At 50.8% G+C, this 17,385-nt stretch carries 10 protein-coding genes; 7 read left to right on the forward strand and 3 right to left on the reverse strand.

From position 1 onward, the window contains the following. Positions 1–7: 7 nt before the first annotated feature. From AC0YN4_RS14170 to AC0YN4_RS14180, 3 genes are all read left to right on the forward strand, one after another. Positions 8–2,302 carry a putative baseplate assembly protein gene (locus AC0YN4_RS14170; RefSeq protein WP_475836039.1) on the forward strand — a complete coding sequence of 765 codons (2,295 nt, stop codon included), beginning with the start codon at positions 8–10 and terminating at the stop codon, positions 2,300–2,302. An 82-nt stretch (positions 2,303–2,384) separates the two neighbouring features. After that, positions 2,385–4,451 (forward strand): phage tail protein, encoded by a 2,067-nt coding sequence (locus AC0YN4_RS14175; protein ID WP_475836040.1) that lies wholly within the window; start codon positions 2,385–2,387, stop codon positions 4,449–4,451. 49 nt (positions 4,452–4,500) lie between these two features. Beyond that, entirely contained in the window at positions 4,501–6,189 is a 1,689-nt protein-coding gene (locus tag AC0YN4_RS14180) for a hypothetical protein (protein WP_475836041.1), read from the forward strand. A 99-nt stretch (positions 6,190–6,288) separates the two neighbouring features. Here AC0YN4_RS14180 and AC0YN4_RS14185 read toward each other — a convergent pair whose 3' ends face one another. Both AC0YN4_RS14185 and AC0YN4_RS14190 read right to left on the reverse strand, forming a co-directional pair. After that, positions 6,289–8,223, reverse strand: coding sequence for an MORN repeat-containing protein (locus tag AC0YN4_RS14185; protein ID WP_475836042.1), 1,935 nt, complete (start codon positions 8,221–8,223; stop codon positions 6,289–6,291). A 5-nt stretch (positions 8,224–8,228) separates the two neighbouring features. After that, on the reverse strand, positions 8,229–8,615 hold the full coding sequence (locus tag AC0YN4_RS14190) for a DUF4280 domain-containing protein (RefSeq protein ID WP_475780340.1): 387 nt from the start codon (positions 8,613–8,615) through the stop codon (positions 8,229–8,231). 306 nt (positions 8,616–8,921) lie between these two features. Here AC0YN4_RS14190 and AC0YN4_RS14195 point away from each other — a divergent pair, with 306 nt between their 5' ends. From AC0YN4_RS14195 to AC0YN4_RS14205, 3 genes are read left to right on the forward strand one after another with little or no spacing between them, the layout of a single operon-like run. Next, a complete protein-coding gene (locus tag AC0YN4_RS14195) occupies positions 8,922–11,603 on the forward strand; it encodes an adenylate/guanylate cyclase domain-containing protein (protein ID WP_475836043.1) in 2,682 nt (893 codons plus the stop codon). A gap of 20 nt (positions 11,604–11,623) precedes the next feature. After that, positions 11,624–12,154 (forward strand): GNAT family N-acetyltransferase, encoded by a 531-nt coding sequence (locus AC0YN4_RS14200; RefSeq protein WP_475836044.1) that lies wholly within the window; start codon positions 11,624–11,626, stop codon positions 12,152–12,154. 37 nt (positions 12,155–12,191) lie between these two features. Then, positions 12,192–15,227, forward strand: coding sequence for a HEAT repeat domain-containing protein (locus AC0YN4_RS14205; RefSeq protein WP_475836045.1), 3,036 nt, complete (start codon positions 12,192–12,194; stop codon positions 15,225–15,227). Between the two features lie 58 nt (positions 15,228–15,285). Here the strand turns inward: AC0YN4_RS14205 and AC0YN4_RS14210 are convergent, their stop codons facing one another. Then, the gene (locus tag AC0YN4_RS14210) at positions 15,286–15,909 is read right to left on the reverse strand and encodes a class I SAM-dependent methyltransferase (protein ID WP_475836046.1); all 624 of its coding nucleotides are present in this window, start codon (positions 15,907–15,909) and stop codon (positions 15,286–15,288) included. A gap of 194 nt (positions 15,910–16,103) precedes the next feature. On the opposite strand from AC0YN4_RS14210, the gene fdhA reads away from it, so the two are divergent. Further along, entirely contained in the window at positions 16,104–17,321 is a 1,218-nt protein-coding gene (fdhA, locus tag AC0YN4_RS14215; protein WP_475780345.1) for a formaldehyde dehydrogenase, glutathione-independent, read from the forward strand. The last annotated feature ends 64 nt before the right edge of the window (positions 17,322–17,385 follow it).

Genomic DNA, 17,385 nt, shown 5'->3' on the forward strand with positions numbered 1-17,385 from the left:
GCACGTCTTGCTGCCGATACCCAATTTAGATGATCGCCGCTTTCAGCAAATCGTAGAGGAAGCGCGTAAAGCAATTCCGAAGTTTATGCCGGAGTGGACGGACGAGAATGCGCATGATCCCGGCATTACGATGATTGAGCTGTTCGCATGGCTAAGCGAAATGCAGCAGTTCTATATCAATCGCGTTCCGGAGCGCAATCAACTTAAGTTTCTGAAGCTGCTCGGCGCAAAGCCGCAGCTGGCACATCGCGCGCATACGCAGGTCAGCTTCCAAGGTGCCGATCGGCCCCTCATGCTGCCGAAGGGCACGAAGCTGCAGGCACAGGATCAACCCTTCGAAACGACAGAAGCGATCCGGCTGCATCCGGCCCGAATAGATCGCATCATCGTTCGAACAGAAAAAGAAGCGAATGATTACACATCTACTAACGACCATGTCGGCGTTTCATTCTATGCTTTTGGCCCTGAAGCTCGTCAAGGCAGCAGACTGTACATCGCCTTTGACCTTGAGCTGATGCCGGGGGACGAGCTGACCATGGCGATTTCGTTATTCGACGATGGGTTGGTTCCGCTTATCCCTGTGGACGACGCAAGCAAGGCAATCGTACCCTCAGCTAAAGTATCGTGGAAGTTTTATGGGAATAACGGTACGCCTCCTGAACTCGCCGGTGCAGAGCACATTCAACAAGACAGTACGATTGGCGCTGCCGGTAGCGGTCCATCCGCGTGGATGCCGCTTGAGCTCATTCACGATGATACGGTTCAGCTCATGTACAATGGGATGATCACGTTCCGTGTACCTCATGGAATGAAACCGGTCATGGTCCATCCGGCTAATGACAGAGGACGTTATTGGTTCTGCTGCACGGTTGAGCAATCGGGCTACGAGAATCCGCCGCGGATCGAACATATTGCCTTCAATACGGTAAAAGCCGTCCAACAATATACATTTAGTGAATTGTTTCATGCTGAGTTAACCGGCGAAGAGAACAATGAAGTGATCGTTTCGTCGTACCTTGCCGCTAACGGCTGCATACGCGTACAATCCCAGCAAGGATTAGGCGGATGGAGCGATTTGTGGGAAACGACAGACTACGAGCTGCACCAGAACATAGAAACAGGTGAAGCGGTGGTCACCTTGATTGCCGGAGCGGGAAGTCCAAGCCCGGCATTTCCACAACAAAATAAGACAACCCTTCGGGTGATCGCCCAGACTGAGGCATTCCGTGAGCAGTGTATCATCGGGCAGAGCAACGGGTTGCCGAGACAGAAGTTAGTTGTCTACGATTATCCGTTGCAGAATAACCGATTTACACTCCAGATCGGGCGGAAGCTTCAAGACGGAAGCTGGCTGTGGGAGGATTGGACCGAAGTGGACAACTTAGACAACTCGACATCCACGGATCGGCATTTCCTGTTCGACGCAGCGGAGCATGAGATTCGATTCGGCGATAATGAGCGCGGAAGTGTTCCGCAAGCATGCGATGAGCCGAATATTTGGGTCATTGCCTGTTTGCTGGGAGGTGGAACTCGCGGCAACGTGAAGCCCCATCTAATTACTGAAATCGTCTCGCTAAATGAGTCAAGCGAGCAGCTTCTCGGAGCGCTTTCCGTAACGAATCATCAGTTTGCTGTAGGGGGAACGGAAGCGGAATCGCTTGAAGCCTGCATCGAACGCGTTCGAAGAGAACTCCATGAGCCGTTTCGGGCCGTTACGGCGGATGATGTCGAGCATATCGTTCGTCATACGCCAGGACTTCGGGTAGCGAGAGTTAAGGCGCTGCCGCTCTACATGAAAGGGCTAAAGGATTATCCGCGTAACCAAGCGCCGGGCCAACTGACCGTAGCGGTTGTGCCATACAGTCCGGCAGTTACGCCGACTCCGAGCATTGGATTTCTGGAGAGCGTGCAACGGCATCTGGATGAGCGAAGATTGATTACGACGGAAGTCCATGTCATTGCACCTGAATATATCGGCATCACGGTACATGCCATTATCGTCGTCGAGCCTCATTTTGTAGATGAAAGCATGCAGATCGTCATGGCGCTTAATAGGCTGTTAAGGCCGCTTGATGGCCGAGACGGTTCGAAAGGGTGGCCTTTTGGCAGAACGGTATACAAAGGAGATTTGTTCGGGCTCATGAATGAGATGAAAGGCGTCGCTTATATTCAGGAATTATGGTTAGACGCTGAAGGACATGGCTGGGCCAAAACTTCCGGTGGCGATATCGAGCTTCCTCCATATGGATTGGTGTACTCCGCCGGGCATGAGATCGAACTAATCAGTAGAACGAACCTGTAAGTTGAGTTGCCTCGGAGCAGAGCAGGACATTAGGAAACGTAAGGGGGGAGACGGACTGGAGCAGGGGACGTTATTTTTCTCAATGAATAAGGAAAGTGACTGGGCTTTAAGCGGCAAGGCTAACTTGGAATGGACGGAAGCCGGGCTGCGCATCACGCAAACGCAAAAATACGGCATTCGCAGCACGCTGCATCTGAACGAATTAGACGGCATTCGCGATGTCCACGAGTTCGTTATCGGGCCTTACGGCAGACTTTATGTCCTGGATGGGGCCAGTGACGTGTGGTTATATGACTCGGAATACCATCATCACGAGAAGCTGTTTCCAAGCGGTCATGGACTGTTCGGCATCCGATCGTTGCTCGCAGTCATCGGTGATACGCTTCTTGTGGCGGATCCGGAGCGGCAGCAATGCTCGGCTTATGCAATTGGTAACTCCCAGACGTACTGGAGCTTAAGCGAATGTAACGGAGTCGAGCTCTATCCCATCGCTGCGGCTTCAGATGACCATCACTTCTATGTGGTAACACCGCTTGCGGTCCAGCGGAATCCGGAAGGGGACCTGATCGTTCCGGCAGGCACGGGTATTGGGATCGTGAAGATCGATCGGAACGGACAATGTGCAGGCATTGTAACGGAGGAGAAATGGGTTCTTCCAACGGCCGTGAAGCTGCACTATTTATACAAGCGCTTCTACGTTGCTGTATCCAAGGAGCGAAGCGTTTATGTGTTTGATAGTGAGGCGCATACGCTGCGCGGCTTCTCTCCCGAAGGGGAAATGCTCTCTCGGATGTTTCTTCCCTCCTTGAGATTTGCCGGACTGGCTGTTGATTCGATGAACCAGCTCTACATCGGCGACTCCAGACATATCGCAGATGAGGGGGAAGACGATCGGTTCGTATTGAACCTCGGCGAAACCGGGGAATTCATTACGAAGGTGCCGGGCTCCCGGGGCAAAGCAGACAAGCTGATGTTCGACGCACGCGACCGCATGTATATTCTGAACGCCGAAGAAGGTACGGTTACGGTGCTCGAGCTGCAGCCAAGGACGATGGAACGAATGGAAACCGGCGCTCTCGAAGGAATCTGTCTCACAACTGCACTAGACAGCACGGAAGCAGAAACCGTTTGGCACAAAATGGTGCTGGATGCTGACATCCCGGATGAAACGCAGCTGCGAATCTCGTACTTCTGCTCGGATCAGAAGCAGATGATCATCGGCGGCAGGTTTATGGCGATGGATGATTTCATACGTGATGAGAACCGTGACATGCTGGAGAAATCGCGAACGCTGGAGCCGTTCTGGTCGGCACCGGTAACCAATCCGAAGGACGCACTGTTCTTCGATGCCAAAGGCCGGTATATGTGGCTCAAGATCGAATGGATTGGCAGCGAGCGTAAAACGCCGTGCCTCTCCAAGCTGAGAGTTGTGTTTCCTCGCACCACCTATCTGAGTCATCTGCCAGCTGTCTATCAAGAGGATCCGACCGGTTTTACGGAACGATTCCTAGCTTTGTTCGGCACGATGTTCGATAGTATCGAGACGCAGGTTCAAGATATTCCGCGTCACTTGGACAGCGAGCTGACGGAAGGACCGTTTTTGAAATGGCTGGGCAGCTGGCTTGGCATCGAGGTGGATGAGCATTGGAGCGATGAGCAGATACGCCGATTCATTCGCGAGGCGCCGCAGCTGTATCGGTACAGAGGTACCCGCCGAGGCATTGAGAAGATGGTCGAGATCTACACAGGCAGCAAGCCGTACATAGTGGAATATTTTCAATATCGCATGATGCGGGAATCCGCGGAGCTCCGCGAGCTGACCGATTTACTATACGGCATGCATCCTTGCAGCTTCTCCGTCCTCGTCACGACGGAGCAGGCGAATACAGAGAAACAGCGGCTCATGCTGGAGCGAATGCTGAATGAACATAAACCGGCGTTTACGGACGCGCATCTGATTGTGCTTCAGCCGTGGATGTACCTTGATATGCATACGTATCTGGAAGTCAATACCCTGTTATCGGAGCCGTCGCTGCTGCGAATCGATCCGAACCGTTCGATGCCAAGCGATACGATCATCGTCGATGTCGACCGCGATAGACGGCTTGATCTGCATACCCGCTTAGGCTTGGATTCAGAGATGGAATAGAGCTTGAACAGACGAATGATCCTCGACTATTTTATTAGGAGCTGATGGAGTGAAAAAAAGCAGATATTACCCGTTTGAACGGAATCGTTATTTCTATGGGAAACTGCTGACGGTTCGGGATTTCGAATCCGAGCAAAAATATGTCGGCGACAAACGCCGTCTGCTGAATCGGCTTCTTGTTGGAAGCGGGGTCGTGTCCGGCATGCATGTTGTGGCGGTGGACGACAAATCCATTACCGTGGAGATGGGCGTGGCAATCGATTATGCCGGCCGCGAAATCGTTATTCCGTCGCCGACGACGCTGAAGCTGTCGATGATCGAAGGATTCACGAACAACGAGTATAAGAAGAATGTCTATCTCTACGCGGCTTATGATGAGAAAGGGAAAGAACCGGTACATGCGATTGCTAACTCTGCGGTTCGTTCCGAGGATGTCAGCGAATATAATCGCGTATTGGAGAGCTACCGTTTGTTCATCAAGGAGGAGGCGCCGGATCCTGCATCCTTCGAGCATGTTCGTCTATCTGAGGTCATTGCGCCAATCTATCAGGATGGACAAGTTCGCATCTATCAGCGAATGTCAAAGTATGCCGGGCAGGAAGCGGTAGTCGATGTAACGCTTGTTGTTGAGAAAACGCTGCAAACACCGCGTATTTCGCTTGAGTATCAAGTGGAAGCGGACGGCTTGACGCCGGTTGGACTGGAGAACGGTTTGGTATCGTTCTCGGAGCCGGGTGACGGACAGGAAACCGAATATACATACACGTATTCCGTGAAAGCAGCAAATTGGGCGAATGGGCGTAAAGCCTCGCTTCGTATCGATAGCCAGAGCATCGTCCTCAATATTGGCGACCTGCGCGTTCCGATTGACAGTAACCCGGCACATGAAGTTGAGATTATTAGTGAACCGGCGGTTGAGCGGATGATGCGTGATTATTTTGACCGTACGCTTGATCAAGCGATTGACGGTGTTGCTGAGCAAAGCATCTGTTTGGCGAAGATCAGCTTGCTTCAGATGGGGCCGACTTATATGATCGAGGGCGTCGAGCGTGTGCCTTTTGGCGAATATGTGTATAATCCATCTTTGCTGCAGCGTGTCGGGGCGTTTGGCACGAAAGACCAACTGTCCAAGTTCTTCACTTCTTCGGAAGCGTTCACCGTGCCGTTCGGACAAGAACCACGGCTGGATGTGGACTATAATCCGGAGCGGAGCGAGTTCTCCTTCAAGCTTGGCGTTCCACAGCCGCAGCATTTGCAAGATGAGATGGCTACCGGTACGGTAACGGTGGAACTGGAGCCGAACGCCAAGAGCGGTCTGTATTTCTTCTCTCGCGGACAGAAGAACTATGTTACAGGCGAGATCGAGAGCGGGCTCGGCGAAGGTCAGCTCTATGTGATGGTCGGCCTCGAGGATAAGGATGTTAATATTACATCTGATCTGCTGCAAGCAAGCGACCAAGTGTACTATGGATCTTCCGATGTGTTCAAAGGAAGCGAATTCGAGTCGCAGCTGCCTAACGTTACATTCGGAACAGTAGTGTATCCGAGCAAAGGGACGTTCCGCATCGGGATGAAGCTGGGTCAAGCAACAGAAGCTTCGGCGATCAAGCTGCGCTGGTGGGCGTTCAAGAAGCTGCCGGGAACGGAATCGGCTGTTGTAGTCGAATCGGCAGCGACAACTGCTGCGAAGGTGATTCAATCGGGGATGAAAGAAGCGGCAGCATCGACGGATAAATAGGTTGGCCTGCTGATACCATCTGGATTTAGCTGCATTACTTAATAATCTTCGGTAAAAGAAAAAAGGCGGTGCAGAGATTAAACGCTGCGCCGCCTTTTTCTATTCGGTTACAAGCATCGATTTCGTGACACTAAGTCGAACAGGTACTTTCTCTGTTTTAAAATAAGTAAAGGTGAGGTAGAAGTCGCCAAGCGGATAAACGACGATGGATTTGTCGGCATCGATGGTTTCTTTAGAGCCTGCAATCTTCAACGCTTGGACCTGTTTTAGAAGTTCGGCAATAATGAACTTGTTCCAGAGGTTAACTTCGGCTACATAGGCCTCTTCGGGATTCGCTTCGTCCGGCTCGAGCATGAACGACAGCTGGTAAGCGGCATAGGTCATTAACGAAGGACCTGCAGGTACAGCAGCATCGCCGGCAGGAAGCGCTTCATCCACGGTCGGCTGCTCGTCAGCAGGAGGCTCTACATTAGAAGCTTTTTCTGCGGTAGTTTTCTCCGTGGTCGTCGACTTCGCGGCGGATGCTGTCTTCACCGGCTTCGATTTATCGTCCTCAGCAGCAGCCTTCGCGCTCTCATCATTCTTCTTCGTATCGCCGGTGCCAACTGCGTCTTTAGCATCACTTGCAGAAGGGGTACCTGTTGCTTCTTTATTGTCGCTTGCCTTCGAATCAGCGCCAGCACCAGCATCTGATCCATCAGCACTACCTGCACCAGAATCACCGCCAACTGCGCTTCCGCTAAGCTCGCCTTCAGCCGCACCGGCACCGTCCTCAGCTGGGGTTTCTTCTTCTACAGGAGGTTCCAACAATGCATCTTCAGCGACTTCACTAACAGCTGCTTCCGGCGGAGCATCAGCTTCGCCGAGTACATCCTGCAGCTTCTTACGTGTGAGGCTGATGAAACCGGCTAGGTTGATTTGGCCGCCTTGGAAGAATCCCTTGTATACCGTATTGCCATCAGTATCATTGAGCGCACCAACGCCGTCATAACGACCGTTCTTATATTTACCGGCATAGAGCACGGTTCCCGTTGCAATATCGAATGATTGTCCGTCTCCATGCTTCACGCCGCTGCTGAAACCGCCGGTGTAAGCGACCGTTCCTTTCTCGGTGAACAAGGACCCAATTCCATTGTATAAGCCGAGCTGGAAGGACCCTTTATATTTCACGACCCCATTCGGATAATATTCAGTGCCTTCTCCGGATAGTGCGCCGTTCTTAAATTCGCCTTCAACCTGCACGGTTTGGTCCGGACGCATCAGTTTCCCGGCTCCTTCGTATACATTGTTAGCCCAATTGCCGTCATAGACGACAGCGCCTTCGGTATCGTACGATTTGCCAACGCCTCCATAAGCCCCCTGCAGGAACCCGCCCGCATACAGCATGCCGCCAAGCTCGTTGTAGAGTGTACCGTTGCCCTCGAACTTACCGCCGACAAAGTCACCTTCATAATGCGTCTTTCCATCGCCGAAGAACAGAGTCCCGGGACCGCCATATTGGTCAAGTGCAAATGTTCCACGGTAGAGCAGTTTGCCGTCTTGATCGAACAGTTCACCCATACCGTTCTTGAGCCCTTTGGCAAAGTCGCCTTGATAGAGCAGCTTGCCGTCCTTGCTATACAGCTTGCCGGTACCTTCATATAATCCGGCAGCGATGCCGCCCTCGTAGAGCAGCGAACCATCGGCATTAACGATCTTGGCCGTGCCTGTGAAGGAGGCCAAGCTTGCTGCTGTCGCTTCGATCTTAGGCGTGCGTGCAAGCAGCTTGTTCAGTATTTTCGGAGGCTTGATGAAGCCGAAATAGAATATTACCAGTCCGACAAGAACAAGGATGACTACAAGCTTCTTCGCGATGTAGAAGCGGCCGAACGGAATATAATTTTTGACCGATTGTTCCGCCGGATTGAGGATGGATTTGACCCATTTACCTAGGAATACGAGCAGAAACTTAGGCAGCTGCTTCGCATACTTCATGGGGATCATGAACAGTTTCTTGAATGGTTTAATAAAAGGTTTGAGGAATTGCTCCAGCATCTTCATTAGGGCACCTGGATTGTGAACTGACCGGGCACTGTAATTTGAATCATGCCGCCCCAGTTGCACAGACATTTGGATGAATTGTTCAATGCCGGCATATTCGCGATTAAGACAGTCGGAGAGCCAGGCGCCCAAGGGGCTGCCGTGACCGGGATGCAGGGCATAGGCGTCAACGCGCCAAGCGCCGCAGCAGTAGCTGTCGCGACCTGCGGATTCGCCAGCGAGCTGCACATTCCGAAAGGCATAATATTGACCATTGGCTTATTGTCCATAATGTTGGCAATCGGCATCGCCGTCATAACCCGATTCGCGGGCAAGACATTGAGTGCGCTAGGTGCTACACCAAATGAGCACTGCAGCATAGCGCCTTGACAAACAAGCTGACCCATAAACGTTCCCCTTTGTCTGATAGACTTTCAATCATGTCTTCCGCACTATATTCTCTCTAGTTAATAGTACTATAAAGCATTTCAAAGCTTCAATAATAGATGTCGGTTTTTGGCGAAAATATGCAGTTTTTTGATGTCTCCGAACGCACTTTGTAGTAGTATGGTAATAAATCGCTATTTTTCTCTCTGAAAGGGAGCGTCCCACAGATGAACCTGCAAAGGCCAAGTAAATCCTCGAACAGAAAAAGCTATCCCCGTTTATGGTTGACTATACTTTTATGCTGTTTGATAGGATTATCGGTTTACTTGTTTCTGCACCGAAACGAGCTCACTCAGAATCCAACGAAGGATGCGACTGCACTTTCGAATTTGTCGGCGATTGCGGCGGGAACCGGTGGCGATGTCTATGTCATTAGTGACGCGAAGCAGCAAATTCAAGCCATTGATCGTGACGGAAAGCTTAAGTACCGAATTAAACAATCGAGTAATAATCGCAGTAACTTCAGCGAATTGGCAGTCGACGATCAGGGCCGAGTTTATACCATCAATACGGTACTCGATCAATACGGCTTGTATGTAGAATCAGAGGAAATCGTGCGCTATACCGCAGAGGGCAAGTTCGATAAACAGCTCTTCGTGTGGAAGGGCGATCAGACAAGCAAACGAATCGGACAGCTTAGAGCACTCCAAATTAAAGCCAATCTATTAACCTTTTACATAAGCAAATCGAATGAAGTTCAGCAGAAGCAGCTTTCACTTGATAACGGGAAATGGACACAGCCTTTTGCTTTTAAGCTGCCGCCGAACCGTTTCCTCTCCGAGGTGTATGGAACGGAACCAGGCTCGATTTACTTCACCACCAAGCGAGGCGCAATCTACCAAGTAGCAGCGGATGGAACGAGCAAGTCGCTCTACCCGGTTGCAGGCATGGAGAAGACACGCAAGAACTTCCCGGAGCGTCTGAAGCTGGACGGCAATGGGAATATCCTCTTCATCGATCGTTCCATTAACGCGCTGACGAAGCTTACGCCAAACACAGCGAATCCGATCACGTTGCTGCTGGAAGAACCAGCACTAGCCGCCGCAGCTCCGGAAGCCGAGAGTTTGGAAATCGCAGATTATACGCTGCACGCGGATGGGAGCAGTGAGCTGCTGCTGGCAGACCGTATGATGAAACAGAGCAGCAACGGGGCAGTAACGCCGTCCTTTGCTCAGCTTCATTACAGCAATCAAGAACGAACCCAGCAATGGCTTGTCTGGGGGGCTGCAGCAGCGGGCATTCTCCTGCTTGTAGCATCGGCACGTCTCGTATACATCCATATCATGCGTCGTCGCATTTCGTTCTTCCTCAAGCAAATGGTAGCTTTTGTACCCCTTGTTACGATCTCGATGGTGCTGCTGTCCAATTCGATCTACGACGGCTTCTCCGGCAAAATGGAAGAGGAAATGAAGCGGGAGCTGTCCGTGCTCGCGCAGAGCGGCAAGTACATCATTGATGGCGACCGATTAGAGAAGCTGACCTCACCGAATGATTTCATGAACGCTGACTATCAAGAGATTAAAGAGCGGATGAATGTGCTTTTCCAGCATGATAACAGCATTGACCGCAGAGGCTTATACAGCACGGTATACAAATACGAGAATGGCAAGCTCTATATCATTGCGGATGATGACGATGGCGTTAATATGTTTAAGCCTTTTCCGTTATCGGAGGACAACCTTCCGGTCGTAGAGCAGGGACAGGTAATAAGCGGCAGCTGGGTAGATGCGAATGGGCAATGGACCTATGCGATCGCTCCCGTGTACAACTCGAAGGGCGAGATTGTCGGTATTTATGAGACAGGCCGCGATCTGAACGTCCTGCGAGCGGAGAATGCGACGATTAACCAAACGATTTTCAAAAATATCACGATCATCACGGTGCTCATCCTATTCGTGTTCATGCTATCGTCCTACTTCCTGCTAGCGTCCTTAAGGAAGCTGCGCAAGAGTGTTACAGATATCACGAATGGCAATTGGGACGCAGAAGTCCATATTCGCTCACGCGATGAGGTGGCTGACCTCGGTGAGCAGTTTAATCTCATGGTACGCCATATTCGTCAATATATCAGCGACATTACCGCATTCAGCGAGGCATCTTTCCGCTTCGTGCCACAGCAGGTATTTAAGTATTTGGGTAAAAGAGGCATTCTCGATGTGCATCTCGGTGATCAGGTTCAACAGAACATGGTTGTCATGGTGACCAAGCTTAGACAATTCTATGAAATGTCGAAGGGGCTCACGCCCAAAGAGAATTTCAATTTCATGAACTCTTTCTTAAGTCGATTTGGACCACTGGTACGCAAGGAGAACGGTCTAATCAGTAACTATCTGGGTGCCGGTTTCATGACCTTGTTCCCGAGTCGAACAGAAGATGCTATTAAAGCGGCGATTGCCATTCGTAAAGAATTACTCGTCTATAACGGTCACAGAGCCAAAGTGAATTATATTCCGGTCGAAATTGGGATTGCGATTCATAAAGGGCCGCTCATGCTCGGGATCATCGGCGAAGAGACGAAGATGGAGAGCAATGTCATTTCGGACGATGTGACGCTGACCTCGCGTTTGGAGGAGCTTTCCGAGACGCTTGGTGTTTCCATTCTTGTGACGCGATCCGCCTTGGAGTCGATGGAAGCGCCGGAACGGTTCCAATTCCGCTGGCTGGGACGCGTTCATATCGAAGGCAATCAAGAACCGATCGAGCTTTACGATGTTTATGAAGGCGATACGGAGGCACTGCGCTCTGGTAAGGACAAGACAAAGAAGCTGTTCGAGCGAGGCATTCAGCTTTACCAAGAAGGCCGCTTCTTCGACGCACGGGAAACCTTCGTTGAAGTAATCAAGTGGAACCGACTCGACAAAACTGCGAAGCTGTACTTCTATCTATGCGATGAGTATTTCCAAAGGGGCACTGCTGTCGATTGGAACGGCACGTTAGCCGTTTCATAAGGCAAAGGGAGGATTAACGAATGATGCGACAAACGATCTTTCAGGTGCGACCGCTCAAGCTGGAAGCAGAAGCAAGGGGAATCAGCTCGTTCTTTCTGTCGGATGACTCATTCGACGATGACAACCACACGCCCGGTGAAATCCAGCATTATCTGACCAACCCGCTCAATGCGCTGACATCGGATTATGAATACCGTTTTGTTCAAAATGAGCAGAACGACATCATTGGCGTTATCGGGTATTTGCAAAATGAACAACAGACCGGCGGGTACTACTTGGATTATCTCGTTGTCCATAAGAAGTACCGCAATCATGGCATCGCGTCTCTCCTGCTGACCGACATGATCGAGGTGCTGCGTTCCAGGGCAGCTCGTTACGTATTGACGTATACATGCGATACGGATGCCTACAAGCCGGTGCGCAGATTGTTTGAGCGTCAAGGGTTTATGCTTGCCGGCCGCTGTCCTGATTATTATTTTGAAGGCGAAGACCGGTTAATCTACAGCTTAAAGCTGAGCAGCGTACGTTATGAAGAAATTATCGGATCATGATCACAAACAAATCCAGAAGTAAAATGGTGCTTAAACGATGAATGCAATGATACTACGATGGATCGGCGTCAAATTCGAGGATCGGCGAAAGCTGGCCATGATGGCGCCTGTTTTTTTTCTGTGCGGGATTTCGGAACTGCTGAACTATAACGGATATATGACCTTGTTTAACCAGCGCTTCGGAAGTGAATATTTGCCATATGTGTACGGAGCGGAAGCGGTTATCATGCCGCTTGAGGCTTGGTTTATGTCCTGGCTGACGAATCGTCTTACCAAACCGCAGCTCATGCGCGCGCTCTTTGCCATCATGGGCGTCATTATATGCGTTAATGCTGTCGCATTGCTGCTGTTTAACGGCTTAGATATCAGTCCGAGGGCGTACTATCCATTTCTCTTCCTTAGTTCTAGCTTCGTTGTAAGGCAACAAACGATTCTGCTCTGGAGTCTCGCGGTAGATCTGTGTCCGACGCAGCAAGCGAAACGGCTGATGCCCGTATTTGTTTCCTCTGCCGCGCTTGGCGGTATTGCTGCAGGGGTGCTTGCACAGGTTGTGAGTAAATGGCTTGGAGCAGACGCTGTCTATATGTTAGCACCGCTGTTTCTTCTTGCTGGCGGAGTGAACTACTGGAAATCTATTGCACACTATCTTGTGCCGCTGACGCTGAAGCAAGAGCGGAGTGTCGCATCAGGTGCTGCAGAAGGCGGATTGTCGTCCGGAGATTATTTCAGACGCTCCTTCACCACGCCTTATTTGCTGGTAGCTATCGGCATTATGACGCTGATGCCAGCCTTGTATTTCTTAATGGAATATATATTTCTGAATGTCACTCGTACGATCTATAAGACGGAATCGGAGTTTGCGTCTTTCTTTGGACTAGTTACAACGCTGCTGTTTACGATTGCCTTGCTGCTCCAGCTGGTCTCGAATCGCTTAATGGCATGGCTTGGACAAAGCAATATGCTGCCTGCGATCGCCATTATATTTACTTGTGGTTTCGTGGCAGCGGCGGCTACCTTCGGCACATCGTTCATTCTCTACTCGTTGTCGATCGGGTATATGTTCCTTTACCTGTTACTCTATTATTTCGCGGAGCCTGCCAATCAGCTGTTCTTCAAGCTGCTGCCGATGCTTCAACGAGATGGATACCGCTATATCGCGCAAGGTGTTGCGGCTTCACTGGGTATTCTGATTGGTGCACTCCTGCAGTCGCTGCATGCTGAGCTTGGGTTTAGTTTAAGGCTGCTTGCCTGGGTTGGAGGAGGCGGGGCTGTACTGCTTGTGCTGCTAACCTACATCGGCAAATCCTTATATATACGCGAACTGATTCGCAGTGTTCAGACGATGTCGGATACGAGGCAGGATCTCGCGCTCGCCTTCGATGAGTATATGCGTGAGAACAAATCGCCGCTTATGCTGGATCAATTGCTGGCGAACAGCAACGACTATGCCCGCGAGGTCGCACTTGGGATGATAGGCCGAACGGGCGACGATACGTATCTTCCGAAGCTGCTGGCACTTGTAGATGATCGCAGCGCTCGTATTCGTATTGCTTCGCTAAGGGCGATGAACCTCGAGCGGGCAGAGCTCCAAGCGCTTGTCAAGGTAGCCTCTTTCCTGGAGGATCCCGACTTTGAGGTAAGGGCTGCCGGCGTCCGTTTACTAGGCAGAGCCGATCATATGCGGCATCAAGCCGTATATTTTGTCAGGCTGAAGCTGCTGGATTCGAGCCCGAAGGTTGTAGCGGAAGCGGTCAAAGCACTCTATTATTTGCAAAATGAGCAAAGTTTCGAAGCCTGTTATGAGGTCATTCAACGGTACTTGAAAGAAGGCGGGGAACAGACCGTCTATATCTGCCGGGTTATTGCCGAGCTGGAAATGTACAGTTTTCTTCCGGATGTCGAGCAGCTGCTTGGCCATACCGACCCTGCTGTCCGGGCTGAAGCCATTGCTTGTATGGGGAAGCTGCGGCATGTCGACGCTATTCCGTGGCTGCTTGAGCAGTTGGAGTGGGCAGAGCCGGCTTTATACGAAGTGACGATAGAAGCTTTCATCGCTATGGGAAGCGGGGCTGTAGTGCCGCTCAAGAATGTCTTGCAGCAAGCACAGCCGAAGGTATGGAGTGCTGCAATCCGCGCGCTTGCTGCCCTTCTGGAAGAAGCAGAATCGAAGTCCGTCTTGTTAGGCGCTGCTCTGGTGAAACTGGATGAACTTTGGAAGAGTCGCGATATTGAGGCGGCCTTGTACACGATGGAGCTGAGCACGAGAGCTGAGTTGGCACGGATGCGATTGACTGAACACAAGGCGTTCCTGCTGGATGGCGTATGGGCCGTCATGGAACGTACCGCTGAAGGTGACGTAGTGAATGCGGTTCGCAGAGCGATTGAAGATGAAGACGAGGAAGTCAGAGAGAGCGGGCTTGAAGCGTTGGCGGAAGGATCGGCGGACAAGCGGTTGACCGTCGCACTGCTCGCTTTGTTCGAAGGCTGGAGCGCTCCACATGCTGACTTGCCTTATGAACAAGCCGTTCAGGTGCTGCGGGCAGCGGCCGGTTTACAGGATATGTGGCTGCAGCTGCTCGCTTCCGATGCGCTGCAACGAGAGGAGAACGGATCATTGAGTGGACAACTGGCGTTAATGGGGATGCTGGACAAAGTCGTATTTCTGAAGCAAGTCCCGTTCTTTAGTGATCTTTCATTGGAGGAGCTTGGTTATATTGCCGGCATTGCGGTGGAAGAACAACATCCGAGCGGTACTCGTTTGGTAGCAAGCGGGGAGGTCAACAACAAGCTGGGCGTAATCGTAGACGGTTCGGTACAGCTGCTCGCATCAGGCAGGAAGAACGGCATCATTGCCGAGCTTGGTCCAAAGGATGTTTTCGGCGAAACCTCGGCCATCGATGCAACGACAGCTACAACGACGGCTCGATCTGCAGGAGAAGTTCGCATCCTGACATTGCTGGGCGATGAAATGGCCAAGCTCATTCGGCTTCATCCGGAAATTGGAATGGGCTTGCTGAAAGCCTCGCTCGCTCGCGTGCGAATGCTTGAGAATATGATCGCTCGATCAGGCTGATTGAGCAGGATATAGAACGGAACGTGAAGGGAACTTGCTGAAGTTCCCTTTTTGTTCGTTATTTATGACATTTGATCATGAGGAACGAGAAAGGTGGTTTACCTTCCATGTTCTTATGCGGCTCTACGATTTCGGAGATTTCTAACCGTCCGACATGTCCGAATTCTTGTTGAATGGAGTCCGCATCATAAAAAAACATTTTCATGCCTTCGACGATTTCGTAATAGTCTTTATCCAGCTGTTTGCCTTTTCCGAACATGGGGGCGTCCTTCGAAATCGCAGTAAAGATCATATAACCGCCGGGCTTTAGCTGATTATAGCAGTCTTGAATAAACTTGGCTCTCTCCTGTTTATTCAATAGGTGAATCAATGCATAGCTGAATATTCCGTCATAGCGCTTGTTATCAAACGGCATCTCGGTTACGGATCCATGAAAAATAGCAATATCGAGCCCTTCCTGTCGTGCCAGATCAATCGCAGTTTGGGAGATTTCAATTCCTGTTACATGAATCCCGTTGTCTATAAAAACCTTGGCGTTTCTACCATAACCGATGCCGGGTATTAATATATCTTTTACCTTGTTCGCAAGGAAAAAGTCTTTGGTTACGATTGCTGAATCTGCAGACTCAAATCCCCACATTAGTTGATTTTGTACAAAACTTGATTCCCAAATTTCGGTCATATCCAAACTCCTTCACTATGAAAGCTGCCTTCAGGAACAGTATATCCTATGAAATGGGATTGTAGAAATTGGACACTAGAAGCGGATTGTAAAAGACAGGAGAATAAGCATAGCTTTTCAATCTGCAAGCGATTACAATGGTAGGGTGATAATTTTCTGATTATTTATTCCAGTATAAGAGGAGAGGCTGACGAATGGCAGGAAATCGTGCAGTAGTGTATGTAGAATCCGGTAAAGTTGAAGTACGGGATATTTCGTATCCTGATCTGGTTTTGCGTGACGGCCCCGGTGTTAATCCGCTTAATGTCGGCAGAAAATGTGAGCACGGCGTCATCCTTAAAGTAATTACTACTAACATATGCGGAAGTGACCAGCACATGGTGCGCGGTCGTACAACAGCACCGAGCGGTCTCGTGCTGGGTCATGAAATTACGGGTGAAGTAATTGAAGTCGGCCGCGACGTAGAGTTTATCAAGAAGGGCGATCTCGTATCCGTGCCTTTCAATATTGCCTGCGGACGCTGCCGCAACTGTAAAGAACGCAACACTAACGTATGTTCGAACGTGAATCCGGATCGTCCGGGCTCGGCTTACGGCTACGTAGATATGGGCGGCTGGGTTGGCGGCCAATCGGAATACGTTATGGTGCCTTATGCGGACTTCCAATTGCTGAAATTCCCGGACAAAGAGCGCGCTATGGAGAAAATCCTTGATCTGACAATGCTCTCTGACATCTTCCCAACTGGATACCACGGTGCTGTCAGTGCAGGCGTGAAGCCGGGCTCCACGGTTTATATCGCAGGCGCTGGTCCTGTCGGCCTTGCAGCGGCTCACTCCGCACAATTGCTTGGCGCAGCTGTTGTTATCGTGGGCGATCTGAACAGTGAGCGTCTTGCTCAAGCGAGAAGCTTCGGCTGCGAAACGGTCAATTTGCGTGAGCATGCGAATTTGGCTGAACAAATCGATCAAATTCTTGGTTCACCTGAAGTGGATTGCGCCGTTGACTGCGTAGGCTTCGAAGCGCACGGCCACGGTAAATCGCATGGTGAAGCACCGGCAACCGTACTGAACTCCATCATGGAAGTTACGCGTGCCGGCGGTAGACTGGGTATTCCGGGTTTGTATGTAACTGGCGACCCAGGCGCGGTGGATGAGGATGCTAAAATCGGCACGCTCAAAATCCGTTTCGGTCTAGGCTGGGCGAAATCCCATACATTCGTTACAGGTCAAACGCCGGTTATGCAATATAACCGCGATCTGATGACAGCGATTCTTAGCGGCAGAGCACAAATCGCGAAAGCGGTTAACGCGACATTGATCTCGCTCGATCAAGCTCCGGACGCTTACACGGCATTCGATCAAGGTGCTTCCAAGAAGTTTGTTATCGATCCGCACGGCTCTGTCCGTCGTTAATCGAAATTGAATAAGCTGCCTCAGGAGTTGATTGTGACTTTTGAGGCAGCTTTTTGTTTTGCAT

The sequence above is a fragment of the Paenibacillus sp. J22R3 genome (assembly GCF_056269305.1).